General features: G+C 67.5%; 11 protein-coding genes and 1 pseudogene. 10 read left to right on the forward strand and 2 right to left on the reverse strand.

Annotation, left to right across the window (positions count from 1 at the left end; all coding sequences use genetic code 11):
- Positions 1-31: 31 nt before the first annotated feature.
- Positions 32-694 (forward strand): annotated as a pseudogene (locus M5C96_RS09305) (alpha/beta hydrolase domain-containing protein); the annotation flags it as partial.
- Between the two features lie 78 nt (positions 695-772).
- Here M5C96_RS09305 and M5C96_RS09310 read toward each other — a convergent pair.
- The gene (locus M5C96_RS09310) at positions 773-2233 is read right to left on the reverse strand and encodes an aminotransferase-like domain-containing protein (protein ID WP_272568700.1); all 1461 of its coding nucleotides are present in this window, start codon (positions 2231-2233) and stop codon (positions 773-775) included.
- 167 nt (positions 2234-2400) lie between these two features.
- Here M5C96_RS09310 and M5C96_RS09315 point away from each other — a divergent pair, with 167 nt between their 5' ends.
- The 9 genes from M5C96_RS09315 (at position 2401) to typA (ending at position 13406) form a co-directional block, all read left to right on the forward strand.
- Positions 2401-3168 (forward strand): c-type cytochrome, encoded by a 768-nt coding sequence (locus tag M5C96_RS09315; protein WP_272568701.1) that lies wholly within the window; start codon positions 2401-2403, stop codon positions 3166-3168.
- Positions 3165-4448 (forward strand): cytochrome c, encoded by a 1284-nt coding sequence (locus M5C96_RS09320; protein WP_272568702.1) that lies wholly within the window; start codon positions 3165-3167, stop codon positions 4446-4448. Before M5C96_RS09315 ends, M5C96_RS09320 begins: the two co-directional genes overlap by 4 nt.
- Positions 4449-4465: 17 nt before the next feature.
- Positions 4466-4846, forward strand: coding sequence for a thioredoxin family protein (locus M5C96_RS09325; RefSeq protein ID WP_272568703.1), 381 nt, complete (start codon positions 4466-4468; stop codon positions 4844-4846).
- Positions 4847-5098: 252 nt separating this feature from the next.
- Positions 5099-5689, forward strand: a complete 591-nt coding sequence (rimP, locus tag M5C96_RS09330; RefSeq protein ID WP_272568705.1) for a ribosome maturation factor RimP — start codon at positions 5099-5101, stop codon at positions 5687-5689.
- A gap of 76 nt (positions 5690-5765) precedes the next feature.
- Positions 5766-7250, forward strand: coding sequence for a transcription termination factor NusA (gene nusA / locus M5C96_RS09335; RefSeq protein ID WP_272568708.1), 1485 nt, complete (start codon positions 5766-5768; stop codon positions 7248-7250).
- A 23-nt stretch (positions 7251-7273) separates the two neighbouring features.
- The gene (gene infB / locus M5C96_RS09340) at positions 7274-10123 is read left to right on the forward strand and encodes a translation initiation factor IF-2 (RefSeq protein WP_272568710.1); all 2850 of its coding nucleotides are present in this window, start codon (positions 7274-7276) and stop codon (positions 10121-10123) included.
- A 15-nt stretch (positions 10124-10138) separates the two neighbouring features.
- A complete protein-coding gene (rbfA, locus tag M5C96_RS09345) occupies positions 10139-10510 on the forward strand; it encodes a 30S ribosome-binding factor RbfA (RefSeq protein WP_272568711.1) in 372 nt (123 codons plus the stop codon).
- A gap of 89 nt (positions 10511-10599) precedes the next feature.
- Positions 10600-11589, forward strand: a complete 990-nt coding sequence (gene truB, locus M5C96_RS09350; protein WP_272569668.1) for a tRNA pseudouridine(55) synthase TruB — start codon at positions 10600-10602, stop codon at positions 11587-11589.
- Positions 11586-13406 carry a translational GTPase TypA gene (gene typA / locus M5C96_RS09355; protein ID WP_272568713.1) on the forward strand — a complete coding sequence of 607 codons (1821 nt, stop codon included), beginning with the start codon at positions 11586-11588 and terminating at the stop codon, positions 13404-13406. The genes truB and typA overlap by 4 nt, the downstream gene beginning before the upstream one ends.
- Positions 13407-13516: 110 nt before the next feature.
- Here typA and M5C96_RS09360 read toward each other — a convergent pair whose 3' ends face one another.
- Positions 13517-15277: an ABC transporter ATP-binding protein/permease gene (locus M5C96_RS09360; protein ID WP_272568714.1), complete on the reverse strand. Its 1761-nt coding sequence runs from the start codon at positions 15275-15277 to the stop codon at positions 13517-13519.
- Positions 15278-15427: the final 150 nt, after the last annotated feature.

Consider the following 15427-nt stretch of genomic DNA (forward strand, 5'->3'; position numbering starts at 1 on the left):
CCGTCTGCAATTCGATTTGTGCAACAGCGCCCACTTCACCGACACCTTCCGCGCGCTGTTCATCGCGCTGGAAGACTGGGTGGTGCGCGGCACCGAGCCGCCAGCCAGCCAGGTGCCCAAGGTGGCCGACGGCACGCTGGTGCCGCCCGCGAAGCTTGTGTATCCGGCCATGCGGGGATTGACTTGGAGCGTGGGCGGCACGCCGACCGCCATCCCGGCGTTCGACTACCTGGCGCGCTACAACGGCTTCTCGCTGCTGGACTTCGGGCCGCAGTACGTGCCGCAGGACGAGTCCGGCATCGCCACTCTGCAGCCGCCGCGCGACGTGGGCCGCGACTACGCCATCCTGGTGCCGCAGGTGGACCCGTCCACCGGCCTGGCCCGCGCCGGCATCCAGAGCGTGGAAGCGCGTGCGCCGCTGGGCACGAGCATCGAGTTCAACTACGTGGCCACGCCGGGCATCACCGATCTGTCCAACCTCACCGGCAGCTTCATTCCCTTCCACAAGACGCGCGCCGCGCGGCTGGCGGCGGGCGATGCGCGGCCTTCGCTGGAGGAGTTGTACGGCACGCAGGCCGGGTACGTGGCCGCGGTCACCCAGGCGGCCGATGCACTGGTGGCGGGGCGCCTGCTGCTGCGGCGCGATGCGGATGCGCTGGTGGCCAAGGCCAGGGCGTCTTCCGTGCTTCCCTGACGCGGAAGGGTGGCGGGGCGGTGGTTTGAATGAAAAACTGCCGATGCCCTAGTCGTCATTGCCTCCATTGCTATTAATTTAATAGCAATCGGTGGCGGCGTCCGAGGACCCGCCCCGGCACAGCCCGCCGGCCAGCGCGCCCACGGTGCGCAGGGCCTCGTCGAAGCGCGCCGCGGCCGGGTGGCCGCAGTTGATGCGCACGCGGTGCGAGAAGCGCCGGTCGGTGGAAAAGAGGTGCCCCGGTGCCAGGCTGATGCCCTGGCCCAGCGCCGCGCGGTGCAGAGCCAGGGCATCCACGGACTGGGGCAGCTCCACCCACAGGAAATACCCGCCGTCCGGCCGCGACACGCGCGTGCCGGGCGGAAAGTGCTCGGCGATCAGCGCCCGTGCGCGCGCCTGCTGGCGCGCCAGCGTGCCGCGCAGCTGGCGCAGGTGCCGGTCGTAGCCGCCCTGGTCCAGGTATTCCGACAGCGCCTGCTGCGACGGCGTGGCGGTCGAGAGCGTGGTCATCAGCTTCAATCGCTGCACCGCGCCGGCAAAGCGGCCCGCGGCCACCCAGCCCACGCGATAGCCGGGCGCCAGGCATTTGCTGAACGAGCTGCAGTGCAGCACATGGCCCCCGGTGTCGAAGGCCTTGGCCGGCGGTGGGCGGCGCGGGGCGAAGTGCAGTTCGCCATACACGTCGTCCTCGATCAGCGGCACGCCGCGGCGGGCCAGCAGCGCCACCAGCGCCTCCTTGCGCTCCTCGGGCAGGGTGCTGCCCAGCGGGTTCTGAAACGTGGGCATGAGCCAGCAGGCCTTGACGGGGTGTGCGTGCAGCGCGCGTTCCAGGGCGCCCAGGTCGATGCCTTCGCGCGGGTGGGTGGTGATCTCCACCGCGCGCAGCCGCAGCCGCTCCAGCGCCTGCAGCGCCGCGTAGAAGGTGGGCGACTCCAGCACCACGATGTCGCCCGGCTGCGTGATGGCCTCCAGGCACAGGTTGAGCGCCTCCATCGCGCCGTTGGTGGTCACGATCTCGGCCGCATCCACCGCCATGCCGTGCAGGCCGTAGCGCAGCGCGATCTGCTGGCGCAGCCGCTCATCGCCTGGCGCCAGGTGCTGCACGATGGCGGCCGGGTCCAGCCGGCGCATGCCGCTGGACAGGCAGCGCGCCAGCCGCGCCAGCGGAAAGAGTTCAGGGCCCGGAAACGCCGACCCGAGCGGCACCAGGTGCGGGTCGCGCGCCGATCCCAGCACGTCGAACACCAAGTCGCTGATCTCCACGCCGCGCGAGCCGTCGTGCGGCGCCGAAGGCTGGGGCTCGGCCGGGACGCGGTCCGTGGCGGACGGCTGCCGGTGGCTCACGTAGTAGCCCGAGCGCGGCCGCGCATGCACCAGTCCCTGCGCTTCCAGCAGGTCGTAGGCCGCGAACACGGTCGATGGGCTGATGCCCCGGGCCCGGCTGGTTTCCCGCACCGAGGGCATGCGATCGCCCGCGCGCAGGGCGCCGCTGTGGATCAACTGGGCGAGGGCGTCGGCGTGGCGTTCGTAGCGTTTCATGGACGGGAGCGGACCGGGGAGGGGTGGTGGATGGACCGTGGCGGCGTGGACGGCATGCAACTGATCCGTATTTTTAGCGGCAAACTGAATCTGTACTGTTTTGCCCGGGGTGCGTAGAGTCGCACCATGGCAGACCTGCCGCATTCCCACGTCCGATCGGATCCCCCATGAATGAAACCGCATGCCGGGCCGGGCGCCTGGCTTTGTCGGCCCTTGTGTCGCTGTTCGCGCTGCTGACCACTGCGGGGCCAGCCGCCGCGGCGGCCCCTGCCGACGGGCCGGCTGCTCCCGGGCTGGGCGACCGCGTGCTGGCCTGCACCGCCTGCCACGGCCGGGAAGGGCGCGCCACCCAGGAGGGCTACTTTCCGCGCATCGCCGGCAAGCCGGCGGGCTACCTCTACCACCAGCTGCTCAATTTCCGGGACGGCCGCCGCAGCTATCCGCAAATGGCCTACCTGCTGGAGCACATGACCGACGACTATCTGCGCGAGATCGCCGCGCATTTCGCCGCGCTGGACCTGCCCTACACGCCGCCGCCGCCGACCCAGGCGACTCCTGCGGCCCTGGAGCGCGGGCGCACGCTGGTGCGCCAGGGGGATGCCGCGCTGGGCATTCCGGCCTGCGTGCAGTGCCATGGGGCCGCCATGACCGGCGTGGCACCGGCCATTCCCGGCCTGCTCGGATTGCCGCGCGACTACCTCAACAGCCAGATTGGCGCCTGGCAGACCGGCCAGCGGCGCGCCCAGGCGCCCGATTGCATGGCCCATGTGGCCCGCCAGCTCGTACCCGAAGACGTGAGCGCGGTCACTGCCTGGCTGTCCGCACAGGCCGTGCCCGCCGATGCTCGGCCTGCTTCTGCCTTGCCCGGCCGGCTGCCGATGCCCTGCGGCGGCGTGGCCGCTGCCGGCACGGGCGCATTGGGGGGCTTGCGATGAAGCGCGCGCTGAAAGGGCTGGCCGGCCTGGTGCTGCTGGGCGCCTTGGCGTGCGCCGTGGTGGTGTACCTGAACCTGCGCGGCGAAGCGCCCTTGCCGCCGCAGGACGTGCCCCTGGCCCAGCCCGCGCCGCAGGCCGTGCAGCGCGGCGAATACCTGGCGCGTGCGGGCAATTGCATGTCGTGCCACACCGCGCAGGGCGGGGCGCCGTTTGCCGGAGGCCGGGGCGTGGAGACGCCGTTCGGCGTGGTGTTCGCCAGCAACCTCACGCCCGACGCCGAAACCGGCCTGGGGCGCTGGACAGCGGCGGAGTTCTGGCGCGCGATGCACCACGGCCGGTCTCGGGACGGCCGGCTGCTGTACCCCGCGTTTCCCTACCCCAACTACACCCACGTCACGCGCGAGGATTCCGACGCGATCTACGCCTACCTGCGCAGCCTGCCGGCCGTGCAGCGCACCAACACGCCGCATGCGCTGGCTTTCCCGTTCAGCACGCAAGCCGCGCTGGCCGGCTGGCGCGCGCTGTTCTTCCGGCCCGGCACGCTGGCGCCCGATCCGCAGCAGTCGGCCGAATGGAACCGGGGTGCCTACCTCGTGCAGGGCCTGGGCCACTGCGCGGCCTGCCACAGCCCGCGCAACGCCTTCGGCGCGACGAGCGAGTCGCAGGCGTTCCGCGGCGGGCTCATCCCGGTACAGAACTGGTATGCCCCGGCCCTCAACGCCGCCGCCGAGGCGGGTGTGGCCGGCTGGCCGCAGGAAGACGTGGTGGCGCTGCTGCGCACCGGCGTGGCACCGCGCGGGTCGGTCACCGGGCCCATGGCCGAGGTGGTGTTCCGCAGCACCCAGTACCTGAACGATGCCGACCTGGGCGCCATGGCGGTCTACCTGCGCGCGCTGCCCGCACACGAACGCCCGGCACCGGCGGTGGCACCCCCGTTCGCTTCGGCCATGGAGCGGGGTGCCGCCGTGTATTCGCAACAATGCGCGCAATGCCACGGAGAGCGCGGCGAGGGCCGGGCCGGGGCGTTTCCCGCACTGGCAGGAAACCGCGCCGCGACCATGGAAAATCCGACCAATCTGGTGCGCATGGTGCTCCTGGGCGGTTACCCGCCCACCACGGCCGGCAACCCGCGTCCCTACGGCATGCCGCCATTCCGTCACGTGCTGGGTGACGACGACGTGGCGGCGGTATCGACCTATGTTCGCAACGCCTGGGGCAACCGGGCGGCCAGTGTGGGTACGATGGACATCTACCGCGCCCGCGAGGGGCGCCATCCCTGAGCCCCATCCTTTCTTCCATGCACGCACCGGCCGCCTCTCCCGACATGTCCCTCTCAAGCGCGACCGCCGGCTGGTGGGTCGTCTGCCTGTGCGCCGGCTGGTGCGGCGCCTGCCGCGAATACCGTGCGGTGTTCGACACCGTGGCGCAAGCCCATCCACAGGCCCGCTTCGTGTGGGTGGACATCGAAGACGAGGAAGACCTGGCCGGCGATCTGGACGTGGAAACCTTCCCGACCCTGCTCATCGCCGATCCGGCCGGCGCGCGCTTTCTCGGTCCGCTGCTGCCCCAGTCCGGGGTGCTTTCGCGGTTGCTCGACAGCCTGGCATCCCAGCCTCCGGCAGGGCGGGATCCACAGGCCCAGGCGCTGATCGAACGGGTGCGCGCAGCCCGTGGATAGCGGAGAACCGCCGGGTTTTTCGCTCGCTCGCCGCAGGGGCGGCCGGTACGCCTGTGGCGCCAATGCAAATTGCATGCCGCCGCCTTTGCAAAGCGGCGCGCGACAGGCTACAATTGCATCTTCACGACCAAACGGGCGGGTACCTACCGCCCGTTTTTTTTGGCCGTTCGCTTTTGGAGCTCGAAGCTGCCCTGGAAGGTCCTAGGTGGTTATCGGGTTTTTTGTACTTCTGGATACTGAACAGAACAACACGTGGCATTGCAGCAGATCGTTGAACAAACCGTGACCGGGCTGGGCTATGACCTGGTGGAGATCGAGCGCTCCGCCGGCGGCCTGCTGCGCATCACCATCGATTTGCCCTGGCAGGCGCCCGTGGAGGGCGAGCCCGTGCTGCCCGAGCAGTTCGTCACCGTGGAAGACTGCGAAAAGGTCACGCGGCAACTGCAGTTCGCGCTGGAAGTGGATGGCGTCGAGTACAAGAGGCTGGAGATTTCCTCGCCCGGCATCGATCGCCCTCTGCGCCACGAGCAGGATTTCATCCGTTTCACCGGGCACATGGTGGACCTCACGCTCAAGGCGCCCATCGGCGAGGCTGGCGGCGGTCAGGTCAATGCCAACCGCAAGAAATTCCGCGGCACGCTGGAGCGTACCGAAGCCGGTGGATGGCAGGTCGTCTGGAGCGAGGAGCCGCCCGTGAAGCCTGGCCAGCGGGTCAGCAAGAAACGGGTACCGGCGCCGCTGCAAGCGCTGGGTTTCACGCTGGACGAACTGCGCGATGCGCGCCTGGCGTCCATCGTCGATTTCAAGGGGCGGGGATCCAAAGACGGGCCGGTCCAGGCCTGACACACCGAACGAATACAAAGGTTGGCGCGCGCGGCGCGGCGGCCTTCAAGAGATTGAAAAATAGGAGAGTCGTCGCATGAATCGCGAACTGTTGATGTTGGTCGAAGCCATTTCGCGTGAGAAGAACGTGGAACGCGATGTGGTCTTTGGCGCCGTCGAATTGGCCCTTGCCCAGGCCACGAAGAAGCTGTACCAAGGCGAAGTGGACATCCGTGTCGCCATCGACCGTGACAGCGGCAACTACGAGACTTTCCGTCGCTGGCTCGTCGTGCCCGACGACGCCGGTCTGCAAAACCCCGAAGCCGAAGAGCTGCTGATGGATGCCCGCGAGCGCATCGCCGACATCGAAGTGGGTGAATTCATCGAAGAAGGCGTCGATTCCGTGCCGATCGGCCGCATCGGCGCCATGGCTGCCAAGCAGGTCATCCTGCAGAAGATCCGCGACGCCGAGCGCGAGATGCTGCTCAACGACTTCATGTCGCGCGGCGAAAAGATCTTCACCGGCACCGTCAAGCGCATGGACAAGGGCGACATCATCGTCGAGTCGGGCCGGGTGGAAGGCCGCCTGCGCCGCTCCGAGATGATCCCCAAGGAAAACCTTCGCAATGGCGACCGCGTGCGCGCCATGATCATGGAAGTGGACCTGACGCTGCGCGGCGCGCCCATCATCCTCTCGCGCTCGGCGCCCGAGTTCATGATCGAGCTGTTTCGCAACGAAGTGCCCGAGATCGAGCAGGGCCTGCTGGAGATCAAGAGCTGCGCGCGCGATGCCGGCAGCCGCGCCAAGATCGCGGTGCTGTCGCACGACAAGCGCGTCGATCCCATCGGCACCTGCGTGGGCGTGCGTGGCACGCGTGTCAACGCCGTCACCAACGAGCTGGCTGGCGAGCGGGTGGACATCGTGCTGTGGTCGGAGGACCCCGCCCAGTTCGTGATCGGCGCGCTGGCGCCGGCCAACGTGTCGTCCATCGTGGTGGATGAAGAGAAACACGCCATGGACGTGGTGGTGGACGAGGAAAATCTCGCCATCGCCATCGGCCGCGGTGGCCAGAATGTGCGCCTGGCTTCCGACCTGACGGGCTGGAAGATCAACATCATGGACGCGGCTGAAAGCGCGCAAAAGCAGGCCAACGAGACCGACACGGCCCGCAAGCTGTTCATGGAAAAGCTCGATGTGGACGAGGAAATCGCCAACATCCTGATCGAGGAAGGCTTCGCCAGCCTCGAAGAGGTGGCCTACGTGCCGCTGCAGGAAATGCTGGAGATCGAAAGCTTCGACGAAGAAACCGTGAACGAGCTGCGTGCCCGCGCCAAGGATGCGCTGCTCACCATGGAAATTGCCCGAGAGGAAAGCGTGGACGGCGTTTCGCAGAACCTGCGCGATCTCGAGGGCCTCACGCCCGAGTTGATCGGCAAGCTCGCCGAAGGCGGCGTGAACACCCGGGATGATCTGGCCGACTTAGGCCTTGACGAACTGACCGCCCTGACCGGCCAGTCTGAAGAAGATGCCAAAGCCTTGATCATGAAGGCGCGCGAACATTGGTTCGCGGGGCAAGAGTAGGTCAGGGGAGGTACGAACCAAATATGTCCAGTAACACAGTCGCCGAGTTCGCCACTGAACTCAAGAAATCGCCAGAAACCCTGCTCGACCAGCTCAAGTCTGCCGGGGTGGCCAAGGCCGCCCCGACCGATGCCTTGACCGAAACGGACAAGCAAAAGCTGCTGGCCTTCCTGCAGGCCAGCCACGGCACCGCCTCGGCCGATCGCAAGAAGATCACCTTGACGAAAAAATCCACCAGCGAGATCAAGCAGGCCGATGCCACCGGCAAGGCGCGCACGATCCAGGTGGAAGTGCGCAAGAAGCGCACTTTCATCAAGCGCGACGAAGGGGGCGAGGGCGCCTCCGACGCCGGCTCCGACGAGGCTGCCGAAGCCGCGGAAACCGTGATGTCTCCGGAATCGCAGGACCTCGTGCGCCGCGAAGAGGAAGCGCGCCGCCAGGCCGAGCTGATCGGCCACCAGGAAGCCGAGCTGAACGAAAAGCGCCGCGAGCGGGAAGCCCGCGAACAGCGCGAGCGCGAAGCCGAAGAGCGTGCCGCTGCCTACGCCGCGCAGGAGCAAAGCCGCAAGGCCCAGATGCAGGCGGAAAAGCAGGAGGCTTCACGCGAGCAGGCGGCGGAAGCCAGTGCACGCCAGGCCGCCCAGGCTGAAGCCCGCGCCAAGGCCGAAGAGGAATCCAAGGCCCGTGCGGCCGAGGAAACCGCGCGCGCCGTCGATCTGGACGAACGCCGCCGCAAGGCCCTGGCCGAAGCCGAGGCGATCCGCGCCATGATGGCCGCACCCAAGAAGGTGCTCGTGGCCAAGAAGCCCGAGGAGCCCAAGCCGGCTCCCGCGGCCGCCAAGCCCGCCGGTGCCGATGCCAAGAAGGGCACGCTGCACAAGCCTGCCGCTGCGCCGGGTGCCCGTGCACCGGCCGCGCCCGCCGGAGGCAACAAGGAGGTCAAGTCCGCCAAGCTGTCGTCCAGCTGGGCCGGCGATCCTGCCAAGAAGAAGGAAATCAAGACGCGCGGCGACAGCAGTGGCGGCGTGGGTCGCAACAACTGGCGCGGGGGACCCCGTGGCCGCCGCAACGAGCGCGATGACCACCATCACCAGCAATCGGCTCCGGTGGAAGCCCGCATCATCGAAGTGCACGTGCCCGAAACCATCACGGTGTCCGAGCTCGCGCACAAGATGTCGATCAAGGCGTCCGAAGTCATCAAGGCGCTGATGAAGATGGGCCAGATGGTCACCATCAACCAGCCGCTGGACCAGGACACCGCCATGATCGTGGTGGAAGAAATGGGCCACAAGGCCGTGGTGGCGGCGCTGGATGATCCGGAAGCCTTCACCAACGACGACGTGGCGGGTGCCCAGGCTGAATCGGTCTGGCGCGCTCCGGTGGTCACTGTCATGGGCCACGTGGACCACGGCAAGACCTCGCTGCTGGATTACATCCGCCGTGCCAAGGTGGCCGCGGGCGAAGCCGGCGGCATCACGCAGCACATCGGTGCCTACCACGTGGAAACGCCGCGCGGCATGATCTCGTTCCTGGACACTCCGGGCCACGAGGCATTCACCGCCATGCGGGCCCGCGGTGCGCAGGCCACCGACATCGTCATCCTGGTGGTGGCGGCCGACGACGGCGTCATGCCGCAGACCAAGGAAGCCATCAAGCACGCGAAGGCGGCCGGTGTGCCCATGGTGGTCGCGATCACCAAGTCCGACAAGCCCGATGCCAACCCCGACCGCGTCAAGCAGGAACTGGTGGCCGAGCAGGTCGTGCCCGAAGAGTACGGCGGCGATTCGCCTTTCGTGCCCGTGTCCTCCAAGACCGGCATGGGCATCGACGACCTGCTGGAGCAGGTGCTGCTGCAGGCCGAAGTGCTGGAACTGCGTGCCCCGGTCGATGCGATGGCCAAGGGCCTCGTGATCGAAGCCGAGCTGGACAAGGGGCGCGGCCCCGTGGCCACGGTGCTGGTGCAGTCCGGTACGCTGAAGGTCGGCGATGTGGTGCTGGCAGGCCAGACCTATGGCCGCGTGCGCGCCATGCTGGACGAAAACGGCAAGGTCGCCAAATCGGCCGGTCCGTCGATCCCGGTGGAAATCCAGGGCCTGACGGAAGTGCCGCAGGCCGGCGACGAATTCATGGTGCTGGGCGACGAACGCCGGGCCCGCGAAATCGCCACCTACCGCGCCGGCAAGTTCCGCAACACCAAGCTGGCCAAGCAGCAAGCCGCCAAGCTGGAAAACATGTTCGCCGACATGACGGCGGGCGAGGTCAAGTACCTGCCCATCATCGTCAAGGCCGACGTGCAGGGTTCGCAGGAAGCGCTGTCGCAGTCGCTGCTCAAGCTGTCCACGGACGAGATCAAGGTCCAGCTCGTGTATGCGGGCGTGGGCGGTATCAGCGAGTCCGACATCAACCTGGCGATCGCCTCCAAGGCCATCGTGATCGGCTTCAACGTGCGTGCCGATGCCGGCGCGCGCAAGACGGCCGAGAGCAACGGTGTCGACCTGCACTACTACAGCATCATCTATGACGCCGTGGACGAGTTGAAGGTCGCCATGTCCGGCATGCTGGCCCCCGAGCAGCGCGAGGAAGTCATCGGCACGGCCGAGATCCGCACGGTGTTCGTGGCCACGAAGATCGGCACGATTGCCGGTTCGTACATCACCTCGGGCATGGTCCATCGCAACGCACGCTTCCGCCTGCTGCGCGACAACGTGGTGGTCTACACGGGCGAAGTCGACTCGGTCAAGCGCCTCAAGGACGATGTCAAGGAAGTCAAGGAAGGCTTCGAGTGCGGTATCAAGCTCAAGAACTACAACGACATCAAAGAAGGTGATCAGCTGGAGTTCTTCGACATCAAGGAAATCGCGCGGACGCTGTAAGGCCCGGGGCTCGACATGGCTGCGAAGAAATCCTCCACCCCCAACCGCGGCTTCAAGGTCGCCGATCAGATCCAGCGCGATCTGACGGAGTTGATCGCGCGCGAATTGAAAGATCCGCGCGTGGGCATGGTGACGCTGCAGGCCGTGGAGGTGACTCCCGACTACGCGCATGCCAAGGTCTTCTTCAGCGTGCTGATCGGTGACCCCGAAGCCACGCAGGTGGCGCTGAACCAGGCCGCGGGCTTCCTGCGCAACGGCCTGTTCAAGCGCCTGCACATCCACACCGTGCCCACGCTGCACTTCGTGTTCGACCGCACCACCGAGCGTGCGGCCGACATGAACGCCTTGATCGCCAAGGCGGTTTCTTCGCGCGCCCAAGAAGACTGAGCATGCATACCGACGGGCCGCCCCAGGGAGCGAGTGCCCCCTTGGGGGGCAGCGATTGGCACGCAGCGAACGGGCCGCGTGGCGGTGCGGTGCGCGCGCCGCGCACCCGCATCCAGCGGCGTCCGGTTCATGGCGTGCTGCTGCTCGACAAACCACTGGGCCTGTCGAGCAACGATGCCCTGCAGAAGGCCAAGTGGCTGCTGCGGGCAGAGAAGGCGGGCCACACCGGCACGCTCGATCCACTCGCCACGGGCGTGCTCCCGCTGTGCTTCGGCGCGGCGACCAAGTTCAGCCAGTTGCAGCTGGACGCCCCCAAGACCTACGAGGCCATCGCGCTGCTGGGGACGACGACCACCACCGGCGACGCGGAGGGCGAGGTGCTGGCGCAGCGCGAGGTCGATCCGGCGCAGCTCACGCCCGAGCGCCTGGCCGAGGTGCAACGCCAGTTCACGGGACCGATCCGCCAGGTGCCGCCCATGCACAGCGCGCTCAAGAAAGACGGCAAGGCGCTGTACGAGTACGCACGCGCCGGCATTGCCGTGGAGCGCGAGGCGCGCGACGTGGTCATCCATGCATTGAAACTGGCTCCAGTACAAGAAACACTAGGGCGTTCTGCTATCAAAATAATAGTTACCTGCAGCAAGGGCACCTACATCCGCACGCTGGGCGAGGACATCGGTGCCGCGCTCGGTTGCGGCGCGCACCTCACGTTCCTGCGGCGCATCGACACCGGCGGGCTGGGCGTGGAGCGCTGCGTCACGCTCGCCGCGCTGGAGGCGATGGACGAGGGTGAGCGCATGGCCTGCGTGCACCCCGCCGAGATCCTGCTGGCACAGCATGTGCGTGTCACGCTGGACAGCGAGAATGCCGGGCGGTTCCTGTCCGGCGTGCGCCGCCGCGGCCCCTGGCCCGATGCGCCCGCGGTCGCGGTCTTCGGAGACGATCCCCATGCCCTGCTGGGCGTGGGCCACACCACTGCGGGTGAACTGGTGCCCGACCGGCTCCTGAGCCCCTTGGAAATTCAACAGATTCTAGAAAGCACGCCGCAGGTAGAGCGCGGCATATTGGAAGCACTATGAGCAAACAAATCCGCAATATCGCCATCATCGCGCACGTTGACCACGGCAAAACCACCATGGTCGACCAGCTGCTGCGCCAGTCCGGCACCTTCGCTGACCACGAAAAGGTCGTCGATACCGTGATGGACAACAACGCCATCGAAAAAGAGCGTGGCATCACCATCCTGGCCAAGAACTGCGCCGTGAGCTGGGAAGGCACGCACATCAACATCGTCGACACCCCGGGCCACGCGGACTTCGGCGGCGAAGTGGAACGTGCCCTGTCCATGGTGGACAGCGTGGTGCTGCTGATCGACGCGCAAGAGGGCCCCATGCCCCAGACGCGTTTCGTGACCAAGAAGGCCCTGGCCCTGGGCCTGCGCCCGATCCTGGTCGTGAACAAGGTGGACAAGCCCGGTGCCAACCCCGACAAGGTGGTGAACGCCGCGTTCGACCTGTTCGACAAGCTGGGCGCGACCGACGAGCAGCTCGACTTCCCCGTGGTGTATGCCTCGGGCATCAATGGCTGGTCCTCGCTGGAAGAAGGCGCTCCCGGCGAGCAGTGGGGCCCCGACATGTCGGCCCTGTTCAACACCATCCTCAAGCACGTGCCCCCGAACTCGGGTGATCCGACCGCTCCGCTGCAACTGCAGATCTCGGCGCTCGATTTCTCCACCTTCGTGGGCCGCATCGGCGTGGGCCGCATCAGCCAGGGCACTGTGAAGCCCGGCCAGGACGTGCTGGTGATGGAAGGCCCCGAGGGCAAGAGCGTCAAGGGCCGCATCAACCAGGTGCTGACCTTCCAGGGCCTGGACCGCATGCAGACGCCCCTGGCCGGCCCGGGCGACATCGTGCTGATCAACGGCATCGAGGACATCGGCATCGGCGTGACCGTGACCGACCCCTCCAACCCCGCACCGCTGCCCATGCTCAAGGTGGACGAGCCCACGCTGACCATGAACTTCTGCGTGAACACCTCGCCCCTGGCCGGCCGCGAAGGCAAGTTCGTGACCAGCCGCCAGATCTGGGACCGCCTGCAAAAGGAACTGCAGCACAACGTGGCCCTGCGCGTGAAGGAAACCGACGAAGAAGGCATCTTCGAGGTGATGGGTCGTGGCGAACTGCACTTGACCATCCTGCTGGAAAACATGCGCCGCGAAGGCTATGAACTGGCCGTGTCCAAGCCGCGCGTGGTGTTCCGCGACATCAACGGCGAAAAGCACGAGCCGATCGAGCTGGTGACGGCCGACATCGAAGAAACCCACCAGGGCGGCGTGATGCAGGCCCTGGGCGAGCGCAAGGGCGAACTGGTGAACATGGAGTCGGACGGCCGTGGCCGCGTGCGCCTGGAGTACCGCATTCCGGCCCGTGGCCTGATCGGTTTCACCAACGAATTCCTGAACCTGACGCGCGGCTCGGGCCTGATCTCCAACATCTTCGACAGCTACGAACCGCACAAGGGCGCCATCGGCGGCCGCAAGAACGGCGTGCTGATCTCCATGGACGACGGTGAAATCTTCACCTACGCCCTGGGCAAGCTGGACGACCGCGGCCGCATGTTCGTGAAGGCGAACGACCCGGTGTACGAAGGCATGATCGTCGGCATCCACAGCCGCGACAACGACCTGATCGTGAACGCCACGCGCACCAAGCAGCTGACCAACTTCCGCGTCTCCGGCAAGGAAGACGCGATCAAGATCACGCCCCCGATCGACCTCACGCTGGAATACGGCGTGGAGTTCATCGAGGACGACGAACTGGTCGAGATCACGCCCAAGAGCGTGCGCCTGCGCAAGCGCTTCCTGACGGAAAACGAGCGCAAGCGCGCCGGCCGCTGATCGGTGAGTGTGAGGGGGTTTCGATCCCCTTCGCTGGCTTCGAGAAAGGCACCGCGAGGTGCCTTTTTCTTTTTCCGTGCTCTTCCTGAGGTGCTCCGGCGTTCAGGCGCTCAGGCGGGCAGGGCGGTCTCCCCGGCTGGGGCGCCCTGCCCGGGCAGGTTGGAAGTGGCGATCGCCTGCGGTGCGTGGCTCGGTGCCAGCACGCATTCGCGGGCATGGAAGTCGGCCAGCGCGTCCCGGTGGCCCACGCTGATGACCGTGGCGGCAGGCAGGCGCTCGGCCAGCAGCGTGTAGAGCATGCGCTCGGCCGCCGGGTCCAGCGCGCTGGTGGCCTCGTCCAGCAGCACCCATTCGGGTTGCTGCAGCAGCACGCGCGCGAAGGCCAGGCGCTGCTGCTCGCCGGGCGACAGGCGCTGGGCCCAGGGCGCCACCTCGCCGAGCAGGCCGCTGAACGGCGCAAGCCCCACCGCCTGCAGTGCCTCGCGCACCTGCGCTTCGGGGTGTTCGCCGGCCGTGTCCGGGTAGGCGAGCGCATCGGCCAGGCTCCCCATCGGCAGGTAGCTGCGCTGCGGCACGAAGAGCATCCGCGCGCGCGGCCGCTCGATGGTGCCGCTGCCGAAGTCCCACAGGCCGGCCAGCGCGCGCAGCAGGGTGCTTTTTCCCGCTCCGGAGGGGCCCCGCAGCAGCCAGCGCTCGCCGGGCGCGATGCGCAGGTCGGGCACGCTAAGCAGCGTGGCGCCGCTGGGCAGGGCCAGTTGCAGGCCGTGCGTCGCCAGCACGGAGCCGTCCCCGGCTCGCCACTGGATTCCTTCGGACGGCGTGGCAGGCACGGTGGCGAGCACGTCGCGCAGCTCGGCCAGCCGGTTCACCGTGGCGCGCCATTCCGCCAGCGTGCCGTAGCTGTTGATGAACCAGGACATCGCCCCGCTCACCGTGTCGAAGGCCCGGCTGATCTGCATCAGCACTCCGAAGCTGTAGGCGCCCGCGAAGTAGCGTGGCGCTGCCAGCGCGAGCGGCAGCACCACGGCCACCTGCGCGTACAGCGAGTTCACCAGCGTGAGGCGCTTGGTGTAGCGCATCACCATCCGCCAGTTGTCCTGGATGCGGCCGAACAGGGTGGCGGAGTGGGCGGCTTCGGCCCGTGCGCCGTCGTACAGCGCAATGGGCTCCGCGTTTTCGCGCACCCGCACCAGGCCGAAGCGGAAGTGCGCCTCCACCTGCTGCTGGCGGTAGTTCACGGCCACGAGTCGGTGGCCGAAGGCCTGCATGGCGACCGAGCCCACCACGGCATAGGCCGCTGCGGCCCAGACCATGTAGCCTGGAATGGTGGCGCTGTAGCCTGCCACATGCACCAGCAGCGGCCCGCCCACCGACCAGAGGATCACAACGAACGAACCAAGGGTGACCACCGTGGACAGCAGGTCCAGCGTCAGCGCGAGGGTGGTGGTGGCCAGGCTGCTGAGGTCATCGGCGATGCGCTGGTCCGGGTTGTCGGCCAGCCGGTCGCGCTCGATGCGGTAGAACGCGTTGCCGTGCAGCCACCGCTGCAGGTAGTCGGTCGTGAGCCACCGGCGCCAGCGAAAGCCGAGCATCTGCTTGAAGTACAGCGCATACACGGCCAGGACGATGTAGGCCAGCGCCAGCCCGGTGAACAGCAGCAGCAGGGGCCCGAAACGGGCAGTGTCCCGCGCCTCCAGGGCGTTGAAGAAGTCCGCGCTCCAGGCGTTGATGCGCACGTTGATGTACACGATGCCCAGGTTCATCGCCACGATCAGTGCCAGCAGGCCCCGCGCGGGCCAGCGCTCCTGCGAGAACCAGTAGGGGCGGATCAGTGACCAGGCGGACGTCTTGGCAAGCGGGGGATGGGGCATCGAGGGAGCGATCGTCGTGGGGGGATGTCCAGTGTGCCGCGCGCGCCGGGCGGCTGGCTTAGCCGGGCCTTAAACGCGCTCCCGTGCATCGCTGCGTGCGCTGTGGCGTGCGTGGGGCCGGCACCTGTCCACCGCCTGACATTCGCTGAG

The sequence above is a fragment of the Acidovorax sp. GBBC 1281 genome (genome assembly GCF_028473645.1).
GTDB lineage: Bacteria > Pseudomonadota > Gammaproteobacteria > Burkholderiales > Burkholderiaceae_C > Paracidovorax.

Coding starts and splice junctions, on each gene's coding strand:
- M5C96_RS09310 (WP_272568700.1), bottom strand. CDS start 2,233: ATGAAACGCTACGAACGCCACGCCGACGCCCTCGCCCAGTTGATCCAC.
- M5C96_RS09315 (WP_272568701.1), top strand. CDS start 2,401: ATGAATGAAACCGCATGCCGGGCCGGGCGCCTGGCTTTGTCGGCCCTT.
- M5C96_RS09320 (WP_272568702.1), top strand. CDS start 3,165: ATGAAGCGCGCGCTGAAAGGGCTGGCCGGCCTGGTGCTGCTGGGCGCC.
- M5C96_RS09325 (WP_272568703.1), top strand. CDS start 4,466: ATGCACGCACCGGCCGCCTCTCCCGACATGTCCCTCTCAAGCGCGACC.
- nusA (WP_272568708.1), top strand. CDS start 5,766: ATGAATCGCGAACTGTTGATGTTGGTCGAAGCCATTTCGCGTGAGAAG.
- infB (WP_272568710.1), top strand. CDS start 7,274: ATGTCCAGTAACACAGTCGCCGAGTTCGCCACTGAACTCAAGAAATCG.
- rbfA (WP_272568711.1), top strand. CDS start 10,139: ATGGCTGCGAAGAAATCCTCCACCCCCAACCGCGGCTTCAAGGTCGCC.
- typA (WP_272568713.1), top strand. CDS start 11,586: ATGAGCAAACAAATCCGCAATATCGCCATCATCGCGCACGTTGACCAC.
- M5C96_RS09360 (WP_272568714.1), bottom strand. CDS start 15,277: ATGCCCCATCCCCCGCTTGCCAAGACGTCCGCCTGGTCACTGATCCGC.